General features: G+C 68.7%; 21 protein-coding genes. 11 read left to right on the forward strand and 10 right to left on the reverse strand.

The window, feature by feature from the left end:
• Positions 1 to 68: 68 nt before the first annotated feature.
• From CEG14_RS22420 to CEG14_RS22430, 3 genes are all read right to left on the reverse strand, one after another.
• Entirely contained in the window at positions 69 to 890 is an 822-nt protein-coding gene (locus CEG14_RS22420; protein ID WP_094828634.1) for an ABC transporter permease, read from the reverse strand.
• A 1-nt stretch (position 891) separates the two neighbouring features.
• Entirely contained in the window at positions 892 to 1,746 is an 855-nt protein-coding gene (locus CEG14_RS22425; RefSeq protein ID WP_094828635.1) for an ABC transporter permease, read from the reverse strand.
• A gap of 91 nt (positions 1,747 to 1,837) precedes the next feature.
• Entirely contained in the window at positions 1,838 to 2,863 is a 1,026-nt protein-coding gene (locus tag CEG14_RS22430; RefSeq protein ID WP_094828636.1) for an ABC transporter substrate-binding protein, read from the reverse strand.
• A gap of 270 nt (positions 2,864 to 3,133) precedes the next feature.
• On the opposite strand from CEG14_RS22430, the gene CEG14_RS22435 reads away from it, so the two are divergent.
• From CEG14_RS22435 to CEG14_RS22455, 5 genes are all read left to right on the forward strand, one after another.
• Positions 3,134 to 3,547 (forward strand): RidA family protein, encoded by a 414-nt coding sequence (locus CEG14_RS22435; protein WP_094828637.1) that lies wholly within the window; start codon positions 3,134 to 3,136, stop codon positions 3,545 to 3,547.
• A gap of 19 nt (positions 3,548 to 3,566) precedes the next feature.
• On the forward strand, positions 3,567 to 4,238 hold the full coding sequence (locus CEG14_RS22440) for a DUF1028 domain-containing protein (RefSeq protein WP_094828638.1): 672 nt from the start codon (positions 3,567 to 3,569) through the stop codon (positions 4,236 to 4,238).
• Positions 4,239 to 4,356: 118 nt separating this feature from the next.
• Positions 4,357 to 5,334 carry a LysR substrate-binding domain-containing protein gene (locus CEG14_RS22445; RefSeq protein ID WP_094828639.1) on the forward strand — a complete coding sequence of 326 codons (978 nt, stop codon included), beginning with the start codon at positions 4,357 to 4,359 and terminating at the stop codon, positions 5,332 to 5,334.
• Between the two features lie 22 nt (positions 5,335 to 5,356).
• Positions 5,357 to 6,532, forward strand: a complete 1,176-nt coding sequence (gene argE / locus CEG14_RS22450) for an acetylornithine deacetylase (protein ID WP_094828640.1) — start codon at positions 5,357 to 5,359, stop codon at positions 6,530 to 6,532.
• A gap of 136 nt (positions 6,533 to 6,668) precedes the next feature.
• Positions 6,669 to 7,418, forward strand: coding sequence for an IclR family transcriptional regulator (locus CEG14_RS22455; protein ID WP_094828641.1), 750 nt, complete (start codon positions 6,669 to 6,671; stop codon positions 7,416 to 7,418).
• A 39-nt stretch (positions 7,419 to 7,457) separates the two neighbouring features.
• Here CEG14_RS22455 and CEG14_RS22460 read toward each other — a convergent pair whose 3' ends face one another.
• Genes CEG14_RS22460 through CEG14_RS22480 form a run of 5 tightly spaced genes read right to left on the reverse strand, consistent with a single transcriptional unit; the run spans position 7,458 to position 12,473 of the window.
• Positions 7,458 to 8,960: a class I adenylate-forming enzyme family protein gene (locus tag CEG14_RS22460; RefSeq protein WP_094828642.1), complete on the reverse strand. Its 1,503-nt coding sequence runs from the start codon at positions 8,958 to 8,960 to the stop codon at positions 7,458 to 7,460.
• 21 nt (positions 8,961 to 8,981) lie between these two features.
• A complete protein-coding gene (locus CEG14_RS22465; RefSeq protein ID WP_094828643.1) occupies positions 8,982 to 9,716 on the reverse strand; it encodes a CoA-transferase subunit beta in 735 nt (244 codons plus the stop codon).
• The gene (locus CEG14_RS22470; RefSeq protein WP_094828644.1) at positions 9,709 to 10,542 is read right to left on the reverse strand and encodes a CoA transferase subunit A; all 834 of its coding nucleotides are present in this window, start codon (positions 10,540 to 10,542) and stop codon (positions 9,709 to 9,711) included. Before CEG14_RS22470 ends, CEG14_RS22465 begins: the two co-directional genes overlap by 8 nt.
• Before the next feature lie 51 nt (positions 10,543 to 10,593).
• Positions 10,594 to 11,310, reverse strand: a complete 717-nt coding sequence (locus CEG14_RS22475; protein ID WP_094828645.1) for an enoyl-CoA hydratase/isomerase family protein — start codon at positions 11,308 to 11,310, stop codon at positions 10,594 to 10,596.
• Positions 11,307 to 12,473 carry a CaiB/BaiF CoA transferase family protein gene (locus CEG14_RS22480; protein ID WP_094828646.1) on the reverse strand — a complete coding sequence of 389 codons (1,167 nt, stop codon included), beginning with the start codon at positions 12,471 to 12,473 and terminating at the stop codon, positions 11,307 to 11,309. The genes CEG14_RS22475 and CEG14_RS22480 overlap by 4 nt, the downstream gene beginning before the upstream one ends.
• Positions 12,474 to 12,675: 202 nt before the next feature.
• Between CEG14_RS22480 and CEG14_RS22485 the strand changes: the two genes are divergently transcribed.
• Positions 12,676 to 13,653, forward strand: a complete 978-nt coding sequence (locus tag CEG14_RS22485) for a Bug family tripartite tricarboxylate transporter substrate binding protein (RefSeq protein WP_094828647.1) — start codon at positions 12,676 to 12,678, stop codon at positions 13,651 to 13,653.
• Between the two features lie 61 nt (positions 13,654 to 13,714).
• Positions 13,715 to 15,214, forward strand: a complete 1,500-nt coding sequence (locus CEG14_RS22490) for an FAD/NAD(P)-binding protein (protein WP_094828648.1) — start codon at positions 13,715 to 13,717, stop codon at positions 15,212 to 15,214.
• Positions 15,215 to 15,274: 60 nt separating this feature from the next.
• On the opposite strand, the gene CEG14_RS22495 is transcribed toward CEG14_RS22490, so the two are convergent.
• Entirely contained in the window at positions 15,275 to 16,345 is a 1,071-nt protein-coding gene (locus tag CEG14_RS22495) for a hypothetical protein (protein ID WP_094828649.1), read from the reverse strand.
• Between the two features lie 47 nt (positions 16,346 to 16,392).
• Positions 16,393 to 16,920: a helix-turn-helix domain-containing protein gene (locus tag CEG14_RS22500; RefSeq protein WP_094828650.1), complete on the reverse strand. Its 528-nt coding sequence runs from the start codon at positions 16,918 to 16,920 to the stop codon at positions 16,393 to 16,395.
• 158 nt (positions 16,921 to 17,078) lie between these two features.
• Between CEG14_RS22500 and CEG14_RS22505 the strand changes: the two genes are divergently transcribed.
• From CEG14_RS22505 to acnD, 4 genes are all read left to right on the forward strand, one after another.
• Positions 17,079 to 17,999: a Bug family tripartite tricarboxylate transporter substrate binding protein gene (locus CEG14_RS22505; RefSeq protein ID WP_256985925.1), complete on the forward strand. Its 921-nt coding sequence runs from the start codon at positions 17,079 to 17,081 to the stop codon at positions 17,997 to 17,999.
• 12 nt (positions 18,000 to 18,011) lie between these two features.
• On the forward strand, positions 18,012 to 18,662 hold the full coding sequence (locus CEG14_RS22510; protein WP_094828652.1) for a glutathione S-transferase family protein: 651 nt from the start codon (positions 18,012 to 18,014) through the stop codon (positions 18,660 to 18,662).
• A gap of 9 nt (positions 18,663 to 18,671) precedes the next feature.
• Positions 18,672 to 19,475 (forward strand): aldolase, encoded by an 804-nt coding sequence (locus CEG14_RS22515; RefSeq protein ID WP_094828653.1) that lies wholly within the window; start codon positions 18,672 to 18,674, stop codon positions 19,473 to 19,475.
• A gap of 453 nt (positions 19,476 to 19,928) precedes the next feature.
• A complete protein-coding gene (gene acnD, locus CEG14_RS22520) occupies positions 19,929 to 22,523 on the forward strand; it encodes a Fe/S-dependent 2-methylisocitrate dehydratase AcnD (protein ID WP_094828654.1) in 2,595 nt (864 codons plus the stop codon).
• The last annotated feature ends 5 nt before the right edge of the window (positions 22,524 to 22,528 follow it).

Consider the following 22,528-nt stretch of genomic DNA (forward strand, 5'->3'; position numbering starts at 1 on the left):
CTTGCGCTCGAAAAAAGGCGGCGCCGGATCGTTCATCCGGCGCCGCCTTTTCTTTGGCCTGGCGCGGCTCAGTGCGTCTCTTCGATATTCAGGATCCGGCCCAGCCCGAGGAAGTAATTCGCAAAGGCGAGCAGGCCGGCCGTCACGACGATGTAGACGACGGAGAGCGCGGCCAAGGTGGGATCGGCGAACTCGCGCACGTAGTTGTACATCGATACCGGCAGCGTCTGCGTGGCCTGGGTCGTGACGAACAGCGATGCCGTGAATTCGCTGAACGACATGATGGCGGCGAACAGCCAACCACCGAACAGGCCCGGCGCCAGCAGCGGCACGGTGACGGTGAACATCACCTTCAGCGGCGACGCGCCCAGGCTGGCAGCGGCCTGTTCCAGGCGCTCGTCGAGGTTCTCCATCGAGACGTACACACTGCGCATCACGAACGGCAGCACCAGCATCACGTGGCACAGGATCACCAGCCCGTAGCCGCGGTCCAGGTCGAACTGCGCCACCAGGATCAGCAGCCCAAGCCCGAGCGTGAAGTGCGGGATCACCAGGGGCGACAGCAGCACGGCCTGCAGCAGCGCCTTGCCCGGGAACGTCATGCGCTTGACCGCGATCGCGAGCGCCGTGCCGACGGCCAGCGCGATGAACGAGGCCCACAGCATCACGATCAGGCTGGCCCGGAAACCCTGCTTGAAATCGGGATAGGTGAAAACGCGCTCGAACCAGCGCCACGACCACGCCTGCGGCGGAAACGTGAGAATCGCCTTGTCGTTGAACGAGGCCAGCGTGACCACGACCACCGGCAACAGCACGAAGGCCAGGATCAACACGATGAGCAGCGCGGCGCCGACGCGCAGCACCCAGGGCAGGGGGTGTTTGGTGTGCATGTCAGTGGCCTCCCACGGCCTTCAGGCGCCGGGTGGCGCGGCTCAGCAGCATCAGGGCGGCGACGGTGAGCGCCAACCCCACCACGCTCAGACTTGCCGCGAGCGGAAAATTGAGCGACGAGAAACCGAGCTGGTAGACCAGCGTCGACACCGTCGGCACGCGGCCACCGCCGATCATCTGCGGCGTGGCGAACGCGCTGAAGGTCCAGGCGAAGGCGGTGGTGATACTGGCGATGATGCCGGGCATCGAGAGCGGCAGCGTCACGGTCAGGAACGTGCGCACCGGCCCTGCGCCCAGGCTCTGCGCCGCTTTTTCGTAGTCGCGGTCGATGTGCGAGATCGCGGTGGCCAGCATCAGCACCACCACTGGCACGGTCACGTGGACCAGCGCGATCAACACGCCCAGATGCGTGAACATCAGGTTCAGCGGCGTCTCGATCAGGCCGAGCTGGCGCAGTGTCGCGTTGATGAAGCCGTTGCTGCCCAGCACGATGATCCACGAGTACGTGCGGACGATCTCGCCCAGGAACAGCGGCGTGACCGACACGATCAGGATGAACGACTTCAGCAGGCGGTTGCGCACGCGCACCAGCGCGTAGGCCAGCGGGTAGGCCACCAGCAGCGAGAACACGGTGGTTTCGATGCTGAGCAGCAGGGTGTTGGCGAAGGCGTCGAGATAGATCGATTTTCCCAGCCCGCTGAAGTTGGCCAGCGTCAGGCCACCCACCTCCATCGACCCCGGGATGAAGGTGCGCACGCTGTACTGCAGCACGGCGGCCATCGACACGCAGATGCACAGGGCGACGAAGCCCGCCGGGGAGATCAGCCATCCCCTCAGACTGGAACGCGTATTCATGTCTCGGTGTTTCCGTTCAAGCCAAACAGAATGCCCGCGTCCCGGCAGGCGAGCCGGCCAGGACGCGGGCGGCGGCACGCGCCGCCGGACATCAGTTCATGATGTTTTCGGTGAACCACTTGCGCCACTCGGCCGTCTTCTCGGCGCGCAGCTTGTCGTCGATCACGATCGCCTGGGTGTCCCACTGCTCCTTGGTCGTGAAGACGCCGGGCAGCGCCGCGTCCTCGGCCGAGACCTTGGCGTTGTCGACCACCGGGCTGGCCTTCTTGTAGGCGACGATCTTGGACTGCACCTCGGAAGACAGGGCGATGTTCATGAATTTGTAGGCGAGATCGGCCTTGCCGGTGCCCTTCATGATGCCCATCGTGTCCACGCCCAGCACCGCGCCCTCCTTGGGCATGGCGACCTTGATCGGCACGCCCTGGCCGATCATGTAGTAGGCGTTCATCGACAGCAGGATCTGCACCGGTGTCTCGCCGGTGGCGATCAGTTGCTGGCTGTTGGCATCGTTGGTGTAGAAGGCCTTGAAGTTGGGCTTGAGGGCCTTGAGCTTGTCGTTGCCCTTTTCCCAGGTGGCGGCGTTGCCGCCCGACAGCATCGCCGAGATGTTGATGATGTGGCTGGGGTCGAAATCGGGCGCCGACAGCTTGGCTTTGAGCGCCGGATTCCAGAGGTCGTTCCAGCTGTCGAACTTGATGTCCTTGGGCACCAGGTCGGGGCGATACCCGATGGTGTACACATAGGCCCAGCTGCCGATGTGATACGGGCTGATCTTGGCGCGTTCCACCAGATGCGAATAGTTGGGCAGCTTGGCGGTATCGAGTTTCTCGAACAGGTCGCCGTTCACGTACAGCCAGCCGATGTGCGAGGTCGTGAAGGTGATGTCGCTCTCGGGCGTCTTGGCCAGCTTTGCCTTGTTGAGGCGATCGATGGTGCCGCCGGTGATGTACTTCACCGGCACGCCGGTCTGACGCGTGAACTCCTTGCCGATGTTTTCGTCGATCAGGTCGCGGAAGCTGCCGCCCCAGGTGCTGATCACCAGGGCGTCCTCGGCCCGCGCCGCACTGCAAAGAAGCACGCTGGAGGCAAGCCCCGCCAGCATCATTTTTCGAATCATTGCAAACCCCTTGTGATGTTTTATCCGCCGAGCGCTTCCGACTGGAGCCCAGATGATGGAAGCCGGCCCCCCCAGGGGCCAAGTCGCCTTTTCCTTAGGCATGGCTCGCAATTCCTGAGGCGCGGCGCGGTGTCGGTGATAACCCTGGCAGGTCGGAAATTCCGAGACCGCCCAGCGGAAAATACAAATTGGCGGCGGCCCGCGTCGGCCGCGACCATGCGTGTCATCCCAGCGCCCGGGACAGTCCGGGCCCCACCGACCCGAGCCGCCATGAAACACAAGCGCATCCGCCCCTTCAACACCAAGGCCACCTACCCCGAACAGAACCTCGACAACGACCTGTGCCAGGCCGTCGTGGCGCGCGGCAGCACGGTCTTTCTGCGCGGCCAGATCGGGCAGAACCTCGATACCTCCGAAAGCGTGAGCATCGGCGACGCGGGCGGCCAGGCCGAACAGGCCATGGCCAACATCGAGATGCTGCTCAAGGAGGCCGGCGGCGAGCTCGAGGACATCTGCAAGATCACCATCTACATCATCGACCCGCGCTACCGCGAAGCCGTCTACCGCGTGGTGGGCCGCTGGCTCAAGGGCGTCTACCCCGTCTCGACCGGCATCGTGGTGTCTGCCCTGGCGCGCCCGGAGTGGCTGGTCGAGATCGACGCCACCGCCGTGATTCCCGACTGACCCCGATCCGAGGCGCCCCATGACCTTCTCGATCCTCGCGCGCTGCCCGGCCACCGGCCAGTTCGGCGCGGCCGTCTCGTCCTCGTCGCCGGCCGTGGCCGCGCGCTGCATCCACGCTCGCGCGGGCGTGGGCGCAGCGGTCAGCCAGAACATCACCGACCCGGCCCTCGGCCCACTCGCGCTCGACCTGCTCGAGGCCGGCCGCACCCCGGCCGAGGCGCTGGCGGAGCTGCGCCAGCGCCCGCACATCGAATACCGCCAACTGATGGCGATCGACGCCACCCACCCGCCGGCGGTCTACACCGGCAGCAGCGCGCTCGGCACGCTCGCCAGCGCGACGGGCGAACACGCCGCCTGCGCCGGCAACATGCTGGCCTCGCGCGACGTGCCGGCCGCCATGCTGGCCGCCTTCGAGCACGCGGACGGCCCGCTGGCCGAGCGCCTGATGCAGGCCCTGCTCGCCGGCCAGGCCGCCGGCGGCGAAGAGGGCCCTGTCCACTCGGCCGGCCTGCTGGTGGTGGGCGAACTGGACTGGCCCATGGTCGATCTGCGGCTGGACTGGGTCGACGAGAATCCGGTCGAGGCGCTGTACGAAACCTGGAAGCGATACGCGCCGCAGGTCGATGCCTACATCACGCGAGCCCGCGATCCGCGCGCCGCGCCGAGCTTCGGCGTGCCGGGCGACCGCTGATCGGCCCAGGCCGGCGGCCCGCTGGCTGCGTGGAGTGGATACACTGCAGGCTCGCGACGGCCGGTCTTCCCGAACGGAAGCCTGCCGCGGTTCCGATCCTGTTTCCTCGAGCGTGACCATGCTCAATCGCATCTCTCTGCGCCAGATGGAGTACTTCGTGGCCACTGCCAAACACGGCAGCATCGCCTCGGCGTCGTCGCAGATCCACATTTCGCCGCCGTCGATCTCGGCCGCGATCGCCCACATCGAGACGGAGCTGGGCGTGCAGCTGTTCGTACGCCATCCCTCCAAGGGGTTGGCGCTCACGCCGCTCGGCACCCAGGTCATGCAGGAATGCGAAGACCTGCTGGAGCGCGCGTCGCGGCTGTACGAGATCGCGTCGAACTCGGGCGATTCGATCCAGGGCCTGCTGCGGGTGGGCTGCTTCCAGCCGCTGGCCGCCATGATCGCGCCCGAAGTGATCTTCGGCTTCTCGCGTGCCTTCGAGAAGGTCGAACTGCACATGGCGGAGGGCGACCAGCAGGAACTGATCCACAAGCTGCACACGCTGGACATCGACGTGGCGCTCACGTACGACCTGCAGCTGGGCGACGAAATCGCATTCGAAACGCTGGCGCACATGCCGCCGCATGTGTTGGTGAGCGAGCTCCATCCGCTGGCGCAACAACTTGCCGTCACGCTCGATGAGCTGGCGCACCAGCCCATGGTGCTGCTCGACCTGCCGATGAGCCGCGAATACTTCCTGTCGATTTTCGTCAAGGCCGGCCTGGAGCCCAACATCGTGGCGCGCTCGCGCTCGGAAGACGTAGTGCGCTCGATGGTGGCCAATGGCATCGGCTATGCGCTCTTCAACGTGCGGCCGAAGTCGACCCAATCGCTCGACGGCAAGCGCCTGGTCCGTCTGCGCCTGGCCGGCGAGCAACGGCCCATGCTGCTCGGCATGGCGACCTACAAGCCCATGAAACCCTCGCGTCTCACGCAGGCCTTCATGCAGCGCTGCCGCGCCTACATCTCGGATCAATACATCCCGGGCATGAGCGCGGCCAGCTTCTTCGACCCCTACATCTCCGGCGCCGCGCGCGATGCGGCGCCCTGACCTTACTTCCGCGAGTCCGCGCATGAACCTGCCCCTCCCGACCACCAGCCTCGACCTGCTGCGCGAGCTGATCGCGATTCCGTCGGTCTCCCGCCAGCCCAACAGCGCGTTGATGGATCGCGTGCAGGAGGTGCTCGGGAGCGCGGGCATCGCGTCGCTGCGCGTGCCCGATCCCGCCGATCCGTCGCGCTGCAACCTGTTCGCCAGCGTCGGGCCGGCGGGCGTGCCGGGCATCATGCTGTCGGGCCACACCGACGTGGTGCCCACCGATGGCCAGCCCTGGACCTCGCCGCCGTTCGAGCCGGTCGAGCGCGATGGCCGCCTCTACGGCCGCGGCGCCGCCGACATGAAGGGCTTCGTGGCCTGTGCGGTGATGGCGCTGGTACGGGCCGCGGGCCAGCCGCTCCAGCGCCCCCTGCAGATCGCGCTCTCGTTCGACGAGGAGATCGGCTGCGTGGGCGTGCGGCACCTGCTGCGTGCGCTCGACGACATGGACCCGCCGCCGATGCTGTGCGTGGTGGGCGAGCCCACGCTGATGAAGATCGGCACCGGCCACAAGGGCAAGGCGGCGTATCGCGCGTTGTGCTGCGGGCAGGCCGGCCATTCGGGCCTCGCGCCGCGTTTCATCAACGCGATCCACACCGCCGCCGACCTGGTGGCGGCGCTGCGCGACGTGCAGCACGACCTGGCCGAGCATGGCGCCCGCGAAGACGGCTATGCCATCCCCTACTCCACCGTGCATGCCGGCACGATCCACGGCGGCACCGCGCTCAACATCGTGCCGGACGCCTGCGAAGTGAACTTCGAGGTGCGCAACGTGGCGGCCGACGAGCCCGCGGAGATCCTGGCGCGCGTGCTCGACCGCACCCGCGCGCGCATGCGCGAGGCCCACGCCCTGCCGGAGGCGCAGGCGCCCGCCGTGGAGCTCGTCAACGCCTATCCCGGCCTGTCGGTGCCCGACGACGCGCCGGCCGTGCGGCTGCTGGCCTCCATGCTGCCGCCCGACACCGCGCTCACCAAGGTGGCGTTCGGCACCGAAGGCGGCCTGTTCCGCCAGCAGTGGCAGCAGACCGCCGTGCTGGTGTGCGGCCCGGGCAGCATCGAGGTGGCGCACAAGGCCGACGAGTACGTGGAGATCGCACAGATCGCGGCCTGCGATGCGATGATGGCGCGGCTCACCGAGCATCTCTGCGCCTGAGCGCAGGTCCCGATATTTGGTTTTTCGATAACGAAATCTGGACACGCTGATTCGCCCGAATTCGAGGCGAATCCGCAGATTTCGGCGTTGACGCGCGTGTAGAATGCCTGAGATTCCCAACATTCAGGAACGCTGCATGGACAAGACACTGCTCAAGGGGCTGACGGTTCTGGAGGCCGTGACCGACGTCGAACACCCGTCGCGCACGATCGAGGAGCTGGCCGCGCGGGTGGGCCTGACACGCAGCAACACGCACCGCACGCTGCAGACCCTGATGCACGCCGGCTACATCGAGCGCGACGACGACACCGGCTATCGCGGCGGCATCCGGCTGTTCGAGCTGGCCGCGCGCCAGCTCGGTCACCTCGACCTGCGCCGCATCGCCGGGCCGGCCATGCGCAAGCTGGCGGCCGACACGGGCGAGACCGTGCACCTGTCGGTGCTCGACGGCATCGAGGTGGTCTATATCGACAAGATCGACAGCCCGCAGCCGATCCGCGCCTATTCCATGATCGGCGGCCGCGCGCCGGCCTACGCGGTGGCCACCGGCAAGGCCCTGCTGGCCTACCAGCCGGAGGGGTATCTCGAAACCTACGCCGAGACGCTGGCGCGCCACACCGGCGCCACCATCACCACCCTGCCGCTGCTCAAGGAAGACCTGCGGCGCGCGGTGCGCGCCGGCTATGCGCTCAATCGCGGCGAGTGGCGCGACGGCGTGGGTGGCGTGGCGGTGGCGATCTTCAATGCCCTCGACGACGTGGTGGGCGCCATCGGCATCTCCGGCCCGCTGGATCGTCTGTCGCTGGGCCGCGCCAAGGAGCTGGCCGTCGAGGTCAAGACCTGTGCCGCCGACATCTCGGCGGCGCTCGGCCACAAGAAGCCCTGAACGGCGGGCGCGGCCGGCGCCCGTCGGCCCGCTCGTACTTCACGCGGCCAGCGCGCGCTCGGCCGCCTGGGCCTGCACCCACTGCGCCAGCGCCTTGCGATCGACCTTGCCCACGGCATTCTCGGGCAAGGCCTCGCGCAGATAAACCGCCTGCGGCACATAGATGCGACCGAGCCGCGCCTGCACCAGCGCGCGGATGTCGGCATCGGCCGGCGGCGCCGTGTCGGCGGCGGCCACCACCACCGCCACCGGCACTTCGCCCAGGTCGGCATCCGCCTGCGCCACCACGCAGCACGCCGCGATGCCGGGCAAGGTCACCAGCACGTCCTCGATCAACTTCGGCGAAAGGTTCTCGCCGCCGCGGATGATCACTTCCTTGATGCGGCCGGTGATGCTGAGATAGCCGTCGGCGTCGAAGCGGCCCAGGTCGCCGGTGCGCAGCCAGCCGTCGCGCACCGGATCGTCGCCATCGTGGCCGAGATAGCCCAGCATCAGCGCGTCGCCGCCGATGCAGATCTCGCCCTCCGCGCCGTCGGGCACGCGATTGCCCGCGGCATCGAGCAGCGCCACCGCCTGCCCGGCCAGCACCGTGCCGACCGTGCCGATGCGGCGCGCGCCCGGCGGGTTCATGGTCGAGGTGCAGGTCGCCTCCGACAGGCCGTACGACACCACCAGCTCGCAGCCGGTGAAGGCCTCGATCTCGCGATGCAGCGTGGTGGTGATGGGCGCCGAGCCGCAGCGCAGCAGCCGCAGCCGTGCAAAGGCGTCGGGCGCGAAGGTCTGTTGCAGCATGCGCGCATACATGGTCGGCACGCCGGTCAGGATCGTCGGCTGGAACTGCGACAGCACCTGCGGCAGCGCCTCGGCGCGAAAGCGCTCGGCCAGCGCAATGGCGGCGCCGCAGGCCAGCGGTGCGAACACCTGATTGTTGATCGCGTTGGTGTGGTGCAGCGGCATCAGGTGCAGCAGCACGTCCTGCGGGCCGAGCGCCGTGTGCGCGAGGATGCCGGCCGTGTTGCGCGCCAGCCCCCGGTGCGACAGCAGCACGCCCTTGGGCTTGCCGGTGCTGCCCGAGGTGAACAGCAGCAGCGCGGCGTCGCCCGGCGCGGGGTCTGCCGCCCAATAGGGCGGCGCATCCTGCAGGGCGTCCCAGGCCAGCAGGTGCGCGGACGCCAGGCCGGAGGCGGCCGCGCACGCGGCGTTGTCGCCGTCGTGCACGATCCAGCGCAGCCCCACCGCCTGCACGCGGCGCGCGGTTTCCTCGGCGGCGATGCGCGGCTCGAGCGGACACGGGCAGGCGCCGGCGGCGATGCAGGCCAGCAGCGCGATCACCTGCGCGGGGCCACGCTCCAGCGCCAGCGCCACGTAGTCGCCCGGCTGCACGCCGGCGCGGCGCAGGCCGCCGGCCGCGCCGCGCACGGCGTCGTCGAGCTGCCGATAAGTCCATACGCGCCCGGCGGTGACGAGCGCCAGGCGATCGCGCAGCTCGGGCGCGCGCCACACTGCCTGCCAGGTCTGCGGCAAGGTCGGGATTGCGTTCATGGCCTGTCTCCGCGCCGCGCCTCAGCGCAGCTTCACGTTGGCGTCGCGTTCGAATGTTCCTTGCGGGTCGAGCGCGGCCAGGGCTGCGCGCTCCGCGGGAGTCGGCATGGGCGTGGGCACCGCGCCCTGCGCGTCGAAGGCGAAGTCGGTGCGCTCGCGCACCTCCTCGAGGCTCGACTCGGGATGCCAGGACTGCAGGGCCAGCTTGCCGTCGCGCTTGATGAAGATCGCGATCGGCGTCACCACGCCGTGGAACCCGCCCCAGGAGGTGCGGAAGTCCAGCTTCTGCACGAAGGTGCGCGGCGAATGTTCGGTGCGCCAGGTGCAGGCGCGCCGCGCGGTGGGCAGCATCACCGCGCCGCCGCCGCCGCCCGGCAGCCGCACCTTGGGCTGGTGCCAGTCGCCGATGCAGGAGTTGTTGGCGCAACCATCGCCGTCGATCTGGGCCGCGCCGAGAAAGGTCAGGTCCATCTTGCCGCGCGTGCAGAGGTCGTAGAAATCCTCATTCGAGAAGATCGACGCGGTGTGGGCCGCCAGTTGCGGGTCGGAGCTGGAGATCGGGATCGAGGCCGGGCGCGGGTCGACGCCGCCGGCCACGTTGATGTAGATGAAGTCGAAATCGTAGGCCTGCTTGGCGAGCAGGCAGGCCAGCATGGGCGGCGTGGAGTTCACGCCGCTGAACGTGATCTCGTTGGGGCGGATGAAGCGGGCCAGGCCCAGCACCACGTGTTCGAAGGGGGAAAATGCGTCAGACATGCGCGGCCTCCTTGAGCTCGGGCACCTCGGCCATGTGGGCCGCCAATGACCGTTCGGTGTCCATGTAGCGCTCGACCGCCGGATAATCGATGTCGTAGTACGGCGTGCACGAGCCCGGCCAGGCGCTGCCCGGCAGCACGGTGAAGGCCTCCACCATGAAGTACGGCAGCAGCGTGGCCTCGGGCTGGGCCTCGAACACCTCGGTCTCGACCAGCCGCTCCGCCACCACCAGCACCGTGCCGGCCGAACGCGACATGATGCGGTCCCAGTGCGCCGTGCCGTGCACCCGCGCGTTGCCCAGGCGGTCGATCTCGGAAACCTGCAGCACCGCGAAATCGGGCTTTATCGCCGGAATCAGGTAGGTGCTGGCGCCGCTGCCATACGGGTCGTCGAGCAGCTTCCAGTCGTTGAGCGCCGGCAGATCACTGCCGTGCAGGCCGCCGCACGGCATGAACGGCACGCCGAAGGCCGCCGCGCGCAGCCCCGCGGTGAGGCTGGCGCAGGCATGTTCTTCGAGCTTGAGCTGGCCGCGCTCGATGGCCTTGCGGTACCAGGGCGCCAGGCCGAAGTTGCCCTCCATCGCCACGATGCCGGCGCGCGCACGCGTCGCCACGCCGGCACGGCACAGGATGTCGATGTCGTAGCCCGGCGACTGCTTGATGATCTCCAGGTCGCGGCGCTGCTGCCGGATCAGTTCGCGCACCAGCGCGAACGGCCCGCGATGCAGGAAGCTGCCGCCCAGCGCCACTGACGCGCCGTCCGGAATACGGGCCGCCAGCGCCGACAGCGCGATCTGCTTGCCCGGTTGATTGAAGCCTGATGTCATGTCTCACTCCAGAAACGCCGCGCTGCTCGCTGTCAGCGTCGGCATCAGAACCTAGGGATTCAGGTAAGCGTGGATGCGGTCTTTCAGCCCCGGCGCCGCCGCCGATCGCACCAGACTGGCGAGGTCGGCATCGTGCTGCGCGCCACCCAGCACGGCATGCAGCTGCGCCCGCGTGGCGGGGCTGAGCTCGCGCGCGCTGTCGAGCGCCGCCGTGGCGATCGCGGCCCATTCGTCGACGTGCGCCAGGCGGGTCGCAAAGCCCATCTGCAACGCCGACTCGGCGGAGAACGTGCGGGTGTGGATCAACACGTCGTGCGCCGTCTGCGCGCCCACCAGGTCGGCGAAGCGGCGCGTGCCCAGCACCAGGCCGAACTTCAGCCCGGGCATGCGAAAGCTCGCGTCGGGCGTGGCCACGCGCAGGCGGCAGGCGCCGAACAGGTCCACGCCGGCGCCGAAGTTCTTGCCGTGCGCCAGCGCCAGCGTGAGGGCGGGCGAGGCCGCGACCTTCTGCAGCAGCTGCTCCAGCCGCACGAAGCGCAACAACAGGTCGCCCTCGCTCTGTTCGGCATAGCCGCCGAAATCGAAACCCGCGCTGAAATTCCGGCCCTCGCCCCGGAACACGATGGCCGCGCTGTCGCGCGCATGGGCCTCGTCCACCGCCGCGATCAGCGCATCGACCAGCTCGGCCGACAGCGCGTTCATCTTGTCGGCGCGTTGCAGGGTGATGCGGCACAGGCCTGCATCGTGGCTCACGTCGACCAGGCTCATGCCGGCTCCTTCTCGGCGGCGCGCAGCGCGCCCAGGATTTCATCGGTGTGCTCGCCCAACGCGGGCGGACGCATCCGGATCGGCGTGCCGGCCCCGTCGATGCGCACCGGCGCGCCGACGCTACGGGTGGTCTGGCCGTTGGGCAGGGTGAGCGGCCGCACCCACTCCATGTGTTCGACCTGCGGATCGGCCAGCACCTCGGAATAGCTGTTGATCGGCGCGCACGGCACGCCTCGCTCGCGGAACTTGCGCAGCCAGTTGGCGCCGTCGTCCTGCATGAACAGCGCCTCGAGGAAGTCGCGCAGCTCGGCCTGGTTGCGCGCACGCAGGGTGGTGGTGGCGTAGCGCGGGTCTTCGACCAGCTCGGGGTGGCCGACGATCTCGCACACCGAGCGCCACAGCGCATTGTTGCCGGCCGCCATGCCGAAGTAGCCGTCGCGGCAGCGGAACGCCTGGTAGGGCGCGTTGCGCGGGTGGGCCGAGCCCAGCTTCTGCGGATCCTTGCCGCTGCCGAAGTATTCCGAGGTCTGCAGCGCCGCGATGCCGAGCGTGACGCCGAGCATGGCCACGTCGAGATGCGTGCCCTGGCCGGTGCGCTCGGCCACGCGCAGCGCGGCCGAGATCGAGGTGGCGGCGTAGAGGCCGGCGGTGAAGTCGGCCAGCGGCACGCCGCATTTGACGGGCGCGCCGCCCGCCTCGCCGGTGACGCTCATGATGCCGCTCATGGCCTGGATGGTGAGGTCGAAGCCGCCCTCCTGCGAGCGCGGCCCGGTCTGGCCATAGGCGGAGATCGAGCAATAGATCAGGCGCGGGTTGCGCGCCGACAGGGCCGCGTAGCCGAGCCCGAGACGTTCCATCACGCCGGGCCGGTTGTTCTCCAGCAGCACGTCGGCATCGTCGATCAGGCGCCGCGCCAGCTCGGCGTCGGCCGGGTCCTTCAGATTGAGCGTGACCGAACGCTTGTTGCGATTGAGGGAAGCGAAGTTTTCGCTATAGCCCGCGTTCATCGGCGGCCAGGCCCGCAGGGTGTCGCCGCCCTCGGGATGCTCGATCTTGATGAGATCGGCGCCCATGTCGGCGAGCAGCATGCCGCAGAACGGGCCCGCGGCCACATTGCACACCTCGATGACCCGCACGCCGGCCAATGCTTGCTTGTGATCCATGTCGCCTCGCTGTTTTTGAATCCTGATTCTTGTGAATCGAGTCTCAAGAGAAACCCTGAGATTTCGTTCATTGCTTGACCAGAATATCACCGCGTGGGATTCTTGTTAAGCCTAATTTGGGATGCACTTCCTATATTTTAGGATTCATAAGAAGCAGGCCGCGCAGCTTGCGGCGACAAAAACACAACGGAGACAAGCCATCATGCGCAAGTACCTACTGCTGTTTCTCGCCGCTGCCATCAGCGGCAACTTCGTCGCCGCCGCGCACGCGGCGGACTGGCCCGACCGGCCGATCCGGATGATCGTGCCCTACCCGCCGGGCGGCGCCACCGACGTGGCCGCCCGGCTCTACGCCCAGCACATGGGCGACTTCCTGAAGCAGACCGTGGTGGTCGAGAACAAGGCGGGCGCCGGCGGCGAGGTGGGCGCGGAGGCCGTTGCGCGCGCAACACCCGATGGCTACACCGTGCTCATGGGCGCGCTCGGCAGCCTCGCCATCAACGCGTCGCTGCTCGACAAGCAGAACTACAGTTTCGTGAAGGACTTCAAGGGCGTATCCGTCGCGATCACCATGCCGATGGCGCTGGCCGTGAACACCGCGGTGCCGGCGAAGTCGGCGCAGGAGCTGATCGCGCTGGCCAAGGCACGGCCCGGCAAGCTCACGATGGGCTCGGCCGGCAACGGCAGTTCGCAGCACATGGCCGGCGAGCTGTTCAAGCAGATGACCGGCACCGAGATCCTGCACGTGCCCTATCGCGGCAGCGGCCCCGCCGTGACCGACCTGCTCGGCGGCCAGATCGACATGGTGATCGACACGCTGCCCGCGCTGCTGCCGCAGATGGCGAGCGGCAAGATCCGCATCCTGGGCGTCACCACCGACACGCGGGCGCCCGCGCTGCCCGACGTGCCGACGCTGGCCGAGCAAGGGGTGCAGGGCTACGCGGTAGCCACCACCTACGCGCTGCTCGCGCCCAACGGCACGCCGCCGCAGGCCATCGAGAAGATGTCGCAGGCGATGCAGAAGGCCGGCGCCCTGCCGCAGCTGCGCGAAGGCGCGGCCAAGCTGGGCGCGCAGGCCACGCCCACTACGCCGGGCGGCACCGACAAGGTGGTGTCGGCCGAAATCGAGAAGTGGGCCGCGGTGGTGCACCGCTCCACCACCCGCACGGCCAAGAAGTGAGTTCCCGGCCCGGCCGCACGCGCGCCGGGCCGCCCCATCCCGCACCAAGGAGTACTCCAGCATGTCCGCATCCCGCGCGCACGTGGCCATCGTCGGCGGCGGCTCCGTCGCCGTGTCGTTCCTGTATCAGCTGATCGAGGCCCTGCCCGCCGATGCGGCGCTGTCGATCGCGCTGTTCGAACCGCAGCCGGAGGTGGGGCCGGGCACGGCCTACCAGGCCGATGCCGCCAGCAATCTGCTCAACATCCCGGTCAACCGCATGTCCGCGGTCTGCAGCGAGCCCAATGGCTTCCTCGACTGGTTGCGGCAGCGCGACGCCCGCTTCCTGTCCGACATGGGCATGGGCACGATCGATCCGGGCGGCTTCGCGCCGCGACCCGCATTCGGCCTGTATCTGCGCGATCTGTATGCGCGCGCGCTGGCGCTCGCCGCGCGCCGCGGCATCACCGTCACGCGCCACGCGGAGCGCGTGATCGGCGTCTGGCCGCAGGCCGAAGGCGACGCCGTCGTGGCGGGCGCCGAGGGCACCCGGGTGCGTGCCGGGCGCGTGGTGCTGTGCAACGGCAACCTGCCTTCGGTGGCCTTTCCCCGGCTCGCCGCGCTGCCCGGCTATTTCAACAGCCCGTATCCGGTGGCCGAGCTGAACGCGCGGCTCGCGCCGGACGACGCCGTCTGCATCATCGGCACCAGCCTGAGCGCGATCGACGCCATCGCCGCGCTACAGGCGGGCGGCCATCGCGGCGCCATCCACTGCGTGTCGCGCAACGGCCGCCTGCCGGCGGTGCGCAGTCCGCACAACAAGGGCGTACGCCTGCCCACCCTGCCCGAGCCCGAGGCCGATGGCCGTGTCACGCTCGACGGCCTGCTCGACAGCCTGAGGCGGGCCCTGCGCGCCGCCGGCGGCGCCGAAGACCCGAACGACATCCTCGGCCTGGCAGGCGACGCGCGCGCCGCGCTGGACGAGGAGATCGGCCGCTCGCAGGCCGGGCCGCGGCCCTGGCAGTCGGTGGCCGCCGCCACCAACGATCGCATCGAACACATCTGGCACGCGCTCGACGCCGACGAACGGGCGCGCTTTCACCGGGATTGGCGCACGCTCTGGATGGCACGCCGCGCCACGTTTCCGATGCGCAACGCGCTCACCTTGCAGGCCCTGCTGCGCGACGGCCGCCTGCACGTGCACGGCGGCTTCCGCAGCGCGGCCTACGACGCGGCGCGCGGCGAATTCGCCGTGCAGACGCGTGCCGGCGAGCTGCGCGCGCCCTGGCTCATCAACGCCACCAGCTTCTCGCTCGACGTCGGCACCACCGCCGATCCGCTGGTCAGGCAGCTGTGCGACGAGGGCCACGCCCGTCCGCACGCGCTCGGCGGCTTCGACCTGGACTTCGACACGGGCTGCCTGCGCAATGCCCGGGGCGAGCGCCTGGACGCCGTGTCGGTACTCGGCAGTCTCGCCGCCGGCACGTACTTCTGGACCACGTCGATGGAGGTGAACGCCCGGCTCGCACAGGGCCAGGCCGCGCGGCTCGCCGAACAGCTGCGGGCCGGCGTGAGCGCCTGACCCACCCCGGGCCGGCCGGCGCGAGCCGCGCGTCAGGCCACGCGCGGCCGATGCCGGCGCTCAATCCGCCAGCAGCATCTCCGGCGCACCACCGGGCAGCGGCTTGAGCGTGAGCTTGGGCGCGCGATACACCAGGCCTTTCAGGGATTCTTCGAGCAACGGCAGGCCATGGCTGCCGGCGCTGGGCGCCTGGCGAAAATCCGCGATGCTGGCGGGCAGGCGTTCGAAGGTCATCGATTCGATCGCACACATTTGCTTGGACCCGCGCGTGTTCGTGCACAGATCGGCCATCCTGGGCTGGTCGTCGGGCAGCACGAAACCATCGGTCAGCACCACCTCGCCCTCTTCCAGCGTGATCTCCGCGATGGGCGCAAAGGTGAGCTCGGTGTTCAGGACCGGCACCAGCGATCCCTCCGCCTTGTTTTCCTTCAGCGCGTTGCGCGCGGCGACCTGCCAGCGGTATTCGCGCGCCGCCTCGTCGCAGCCGCCGCCAAACTTCAGCACCACCTCGCAGCCCTCGCCCAAGCCATCGTCCTGGCCCATTGCGCGGGCCGGCCACGGCCCGGTCTTTTCGATGTCGCGGCCGACGGACTTGGTGAGCGTGGCCAGGCCGCGCTTTGCCAGCAGCTCGGTCGTCGACGCGGTCCTGCCGCGCGGCATGACGCCGCTCATCTGGCTGTAAGTGATCGTGTTGAGCCGGTATGTGCCGGGCACCACCGAGATCACCTGATACAGCAAACGGCCGCGGGCGGTCTGGAATCCCGCGCCGAACTCGGAGTAATCGCGCCTGGCGGCGCCGTGTCCGACCGCGGCGCCGGGCCGCGCCTTATCCGCGTTGCGCCAACGCATGAGCATGCTCCGCTGGCGCGAATAGCGCTCGCGCGTGGCCTCGTCATCGAAATCGCGCTGCGGCTCCGAATCCAGGTTGAGCGTGGGAATGACGAGCAGCGCCATCTTCTCCTGCGGCGCGTGGCCCAGCATCCGGTCGGTGCTGCCGCGAAACCGCTCCATCGACGCCGCCCACTCCGGCTTGAGCTGCGACCGCTGCGCGGTCGGCGGGGCAGCCTGTGCGGCGGCATGCGCGCCGAGGGCCAGCAGACACGCGCGGACGAACAGGGAGGGCAACGGCATGACGGGGTTCCTTATGTGAGGGGTGGGGAAGCGGCCGGGTCGAAAACCTATTCTTCGCTCGCGATCACGAGCAGCACTTTGGCCGGCTGCGTGCCGACGGAAGTGATCTTGTGCGGAATGCTGGAATTGAAGTGGGCGCTGTCGCCCGCACCCAGTTGCTCGGTGCGGCGCGCCAGTTGCAGGCTGATCTTGCCCTTGAGCACGAACAGCAGCTCCTCGCCCTTGTGATGGCTCATCGGATGGTTGCGCACGGGCTCGTCGGTGGGCGACAGCACGAACGCCACCATCTTGTGGCCCGGCAGCGTGCCGGACACCAGCCGCGGCCCCGGCTCGCCGCGATGCCTGCCGGACGGCGCGCGGTTGATCACGACCGGATCGCTTTCCGAGCCCTCGGCGAACAGCTCCTCAACCGTCACGCCCAGCGCCTTGGCGATCCGCAGCGCCGCGCTGATCGACGGCGTCGACACGCCGCGCTCGAGCTTGGACAGGTAACTCCGGGTCAGTTCGGTCGCCTGGGCCAGCTCCTCCAGGGTTTTCCCCGACTGCACACGGAGCAATTTCAGCTTGACGGACATTTCTTTCCTTTAGGACACTTGTGTCCTAGAATCGCTTTTGTGTCTTAAATAACAACAGAGTTCCTATTCGACACTGCCCCCTTGGAGAAAATGTCATGGCGTTCGGAAACCGTTGCAAACCGCTCATTTTCGCAGCCCTGTTTAGCATCAGCGCTGCCATGCCGCAAATCGCGGCCGCCGATACCTACCCGTCGCAGCCGATCCGGCTGATCATCCCCTTCGGCGCCGGTGGCATCACCGACGTCGCCGGCCGCCTGGTCGGCCAGTACCTGGGCGAAGAGCTCAAGCAGCAGGTGGTGGTGGAAAACCGCCCCGGCGCGGGCGGCGCCATCGCCGCCCAGACCCTGACCGGCGCCAAGCCCGACGGCTACACGATCCTGCTCGGCACCGTGGGCACGCAGGTGGTCAACAAGATGCTGTATTCCAAGCTCAACTACGACCCCGCGGCCATGACGCCGATCTCGCTGGTGAGCAACTCGCCCTATGTGCTGGCCATCGGCGACGTGCCGGGCGTGACCGACCTCAAGAGCCTGGTGAGCTATGCCAAGGCGAATCCGGGCAAGCTCAACTTCGGCTCCGCCGGCAATGGCAGCTCGCCGCACCTGGGCATCGAGCTGTTCAAGCTCGCCACCCAGACCGACATTCTGCACATTCCCTTCAAGAGCGGCGCCGAGGCGGTCAACGCCGCGATCGGCAAACAGGTCGACATCGTCATCGACGCGATTCCGGTGATTCAGCCGCAGGCCAAGGCCAATCGCCTCAAGGTGCTGGCCATCGCGGCCGCCAAACGCAGCCCGGCGGAACCGGGCATCCCGACCAGCGTCGAGCAAGGGATTCCCGACTTCCAGATCGGTTCGTGGAACGCGCTCGTGGCGCCGGCCGGTACGCCGGCGGACCGGGTCGAGGTGTTGAACCAGGCGCTGACGCGCGCGCTGCAACGTCCGGAAGTCGTGTCGCGTCTCACGGAGATGGGCATCGAACCCCTGCCCACCGGCCCGGAGGCCTATCGCCAACACGTTGCGCGCGAAACCGAAAAATGGTCCAAGGTCATCCAGGCCGCGGGCACCCGCCTCGACTGAAGGAGCACGACGATGATCCTGTACGACACCCTGCGTTCGGGCAACGCCTGGAAGGTGCGCCTGATGGCGAGCCTGGCGGGCGTGCCGCTCGTGCGCCGCACGCTGTCGATCGACCGCGGCGACCTGGCCCGGCCCGAGTTTCTCGCGCTGGCGCCGATGGCGCACGTGCCGGTGCTGCAGCTGCCCGACGGCTCGCACCTGCCCGAATCGCAGGCCATCCTGTTCTATCTGGCGCAGGGCACCGCGTGGTGGCCCGCCGACACCGTGGCCCAGGCGCGCGTGCTGAGCTGGATGGGGTTCGAGCAGGATCGCCACATGAAGCCGCTCGCGCAGTTGCGCCTGCACCTGGCCCTGCATCGGGATGCCGACCCGGACAGCCCGCTGTTCGTCGGCCATGCCGCGGCGGCGCGCGCCGCGCTGGACGTGCTCGAGGCGCAACTCGAACGGCAGGGTCCGGCCGGGTGGGTCGCCACGCCGACGCATCCCTCGATCGCCGACGTGGCACTCTATCCCTACACACGGATGGCGCCGATGGGCGGCATCGCGCTCGACCCCTATCCCGCGATCCGGCACTGGCTGGCCCGCCTGGAGGCCCTGGACGGCTACCAGGCGCTCTTCCCGGGCCAGCCCGAACGCAATCTTTCCACGGCGGAACACGCCTGAGGCTTCACCATGAACCAACCCGACACCTTCAATCTGGACAAGGCCACGCTGGTTTCCCAATCGACGAGCAAGATGGACGCCGAGTTCGCCGACAGCGCCTACACGCTGCGGCAGAAGCTCGCGCTCACGTGCCGGATCCTGTTCGACAACGGCCACGACTCGGGCCTCGCCGGCCAGATCACGAGCCGCACCGGCGTCGAGGGCCAGTTCCTTACGCAACGGCTCGGCTTTGGCTTCGACGAGATCTCTGAGGACAACCTGCTGGTGGTCGACGAGCACCTGAACGTGCTCGAAGGCGACGGCATGCCGAATCCGGCCAACCGCTTCCATTCCTGGGTCTACCGGGCCCGCCCTGACGTCAACTGCATCATCCACACCCATGCGGCGCACACCGCCGCGCTCGGCATGCTGGAGCAGCCGCTGGTGGTCTCGCACATGGACAACTGCGTGCTGTACGACGACGTGGCCTTCGTCGGCCACTGGCCCGGCGTGCCGGTGGGCAACGAAGAGGGCGAGCTCATCTCCGGCGCGCTGGGCAGCAAGCGCGCGCTGATGCTGTCGCATCACGGCCTCCTGATCGCCGGCTCGTCGGTGGAGGAGGCCTGCGTGCTGGCGCTCGCCTTCGAACGCGCCGCGCGCATGCAACTGCTCGCGATGGCCGCGGGCGAGGTCAAGCCCATCGACCCGGCGCTGGGCAAGGAGGCGCATGACTGGATCCTGCGCCCCAAGCGCAACGCCATTGCGTTCGACTACTACGCGCGCCGGGCGCTGAAGAATCCGAAGAACGCCGACTGCCTGGGCCGCACCGCCTGAGGTCGCTGTAGGGCCGGCCCGGTTTCATCGGGGTCGGCCCGGCTTCATCGGGGTCGGCCCGGACTGACCGGGACCGGCCCGGCGCCGCGTTTCCCCGCGCCGCACGCCTGCCAGCCCCCGGCGCGCGCGGCGGCCGGCGCCGGCAGGCCGGCCGCGCCCCGGACTGTCTTCCCCGGGGCCATCCCACCCCTGCGGCCGATTGCCCGCATCCGGTCTACACTATCTGCGCCCCGATTCAGCGGGCCTGCCCGGTCTTGGCCGGACGAGCCCGCCGGCACCTGTTTGGGCAACGCAGCAAAAGAACAATACGCATCCAGCCGCCAAGGACCTTGGCCCGGAGACACTGGACGACGTAGATCTGGACACGCAACCGATCACGGATCTGGCGTGCCGTCCGCATCCACCCGATGCGGACGACGCGCCGATGCCTGCCGCTATGGGTATATCTCTGCCATGAACACGAATTACCGCAAGCCTCTTCCCGGTACGTCGCTCGACTATTTCGACGCGCGCCAGGCGGTCGAAGACATCCAGGCCGGCGCCTGGGCCACGCTGCCCTACACCTCGCGCGTGCTGGCCGAAAACCTGGTGCGCCGCTGCGATCCGGCCACGCTCACCGATTCGCTCAAGCAGCTGATCGAGCGCCGCCGCGACATGGACTTCCCGTGGTTCCCGGCGCGCGTGGTGTGCCACGACATCCTGGGCCAGACCGCGCTGGTCGACCTGGCCGGCCTGCGCGACGCCATCGCCGATGCCGGTGGCGACCCCGCCAAGATCAACCCGGTGGTGCCGACGCAGCTGATCGTCGACCACTCGCTGGCCGTGGAGTACCCCGGCTTCGACAAGGACGCGTTCGAAAAGAACCGCGCGGTCGAAGACCGGCGCAACGAAGACCGCTTCCACTTCATCAACTGGACCAAGCAGGCGTTCCGCAACGTCGACGTGATCCCGCCGGGCAACGGCATCATGCACCAGATCAATCTGGAGAAGATGTCGCCGGTGGTGCAGGTGCGCGACGGCGTGGCGTTCCCCGACACCTGCGTCGGCACCGACAGCCACACTCCGCACGTGGACGCGCTGGGCGTGATCGCCATCGGCGTGGGCGGCCTGGAGGCCGAGAACGTGATGCTGGGCCGCGCCTCGTGGATGCGGCTGCCGGACATCGTGGGCGTGGAGCTCACCGGCCGGCCGCAGCCCGGCATCACCTGCACCGACATCGTGCTGGCCCTCACCGAATTCCTGCGCCGCGAGAAGGTGGTGGGCGCCTACATCGAGTTCCTGGGCGAAGGCGCGAGCGCGCTGACGATCGGTGATCGCGCCACGATCTCCAACATGACGCCGGAGTTCGGCGCCACGGCCGCGATGTTCTACATCGACGGCCAGACCATCGATTACCTCACCCTCACCGGCCGCGACGACGCGCAGGTGAAGCTGGTGGAAACCTACGCCCGGCAGGCGGGCCTGTGGGCCGACGACCTGAAGCACGCCGAGTACGAGCGCATGCTGGGCTTCGATCTCTCGACGGTGGTGCGCAACATGGCCGGCCCCTCGAACCCGCACAAGCGCCTGCCCACTACCGACCTGGCGGCGCGCGGCATCGCCGGCGCCTGGGAAGAGAAGCCGGGCGAGATGCCCGACGGCGCGGTCATCATCGCCGCCATCACGAGCTGCACCAACACCAGCAACCCGCGCAACGTGATCGCCGCCGCGCTGCTCGCGCGCAACGCCCGCCGCGCCGGCCTCGCGCGCAAGCCCTGGGTGAAGAGCTCGCTCGCGCCGGGCTCCAAGGCCGTGCAGCTCTACCTCGAGGAATCGGGCCTGCTGCCCGATCTCGAAGCGCTGGGCTTCGGCATCGTGGCGTTTGCCTGTACCACGTGCAACGGCATGAGCGGCGCGCTCGATCCGGTGATCCAGCAGGAGATCATCGATCGCGACCTCTACGCGACCGCGGTGCTGTCGGGCAACCGCAACTTCGACGGCCGCATCCATCCCTACGCCAAGCAGGCTTTCCTCGCCTCGCCGCCGCTGGTGATCGCCTACGCCATCGCCGGCACCGTGCGCTTCGACATTGAGCGCGACGTGCTGGGCACCGATGCCGCCGGCAAGCCGGTGCGGCTCAAGGACATCTGGCCGAGCGATGCGGAGATCGACGCGGTGGTGGCTGCCAGCGTCAAGCCGGAGCAGTTCCGCAAGGTGTACGAGCCGATGTTCACGTTCGCCGAAGCGAGCGGCGAGAAGACCGATCCGCTGTACGCGTGGCGCCCGCAGAGCACCTACATCCGCCGCCCGCCCTACTGGGAAGGCGCGCTGGCCGGCGAGCGCACCCTGCGCGGCATGCTGCCGCTCGCGGTGCTCGGCGACAACATCACCACCGACCACCTCTCGCCGTCGAATGCCATCATGGCCGACAGCGCGGCCGGCGAATACCTGGCGAAGATGGGCCTGCCCGAGGAAGACTTCAACTCCTACGCCACGCACCGCGGCGACCACCTGACGGCGCAACGCGCCACCTTCGCCAACCCCAAGCTCATCAACGAGATGGCGGTGGTCGACGGCGAGATCAAGCAGGGCTCGCTGGCGCGCATCGAGCCCGAGGGCAAGGTGGTGCGCATGTGGGAGGCCATCGAGACCTACATGGACCGCAAGCAGCCGCTCATCATCATCGCCGGCGCCGACTACGGCCAGGGCTCGTCGCGCGACTGGGCCGCCAAGGGCGTGCGCCTGGCCGGCGTGGAGGCCATCGCGGCCGAAGGCTTCGAGCGCATCCATCGCACCAACCTGATCGGCATGGGCGTGCTGCCGCTGGAATTCCTGCCCGGCACCAACCGCAAGACGCTGGCCATCGACGGCACGGAGTCGTTCGACGTGATCGGCGCGCGCGTGCCGCGCGCCACGCTCACGCTGGTGATCCACCGCCGCAACGGCGAACGCGCCGAGGTGCCGGTGACCTGCCGCCTCGACACCGCCGAAGAGGTCTCGATCTACGAGGCCGGCGGCGTGCTGCAGCGGTTCGCGCAGGATTTCCTGGAATCGACGCAGGCGGCTTGAACCTC

Source organism: Bordetella genomosp. 1 (assembly GCF_002261335.1).
Lineage (GTDB): Bacteria > Pseudomonadota > Gammaproteobacteria > Burkholderiales > Burkholderiaceae_B > Bordetella.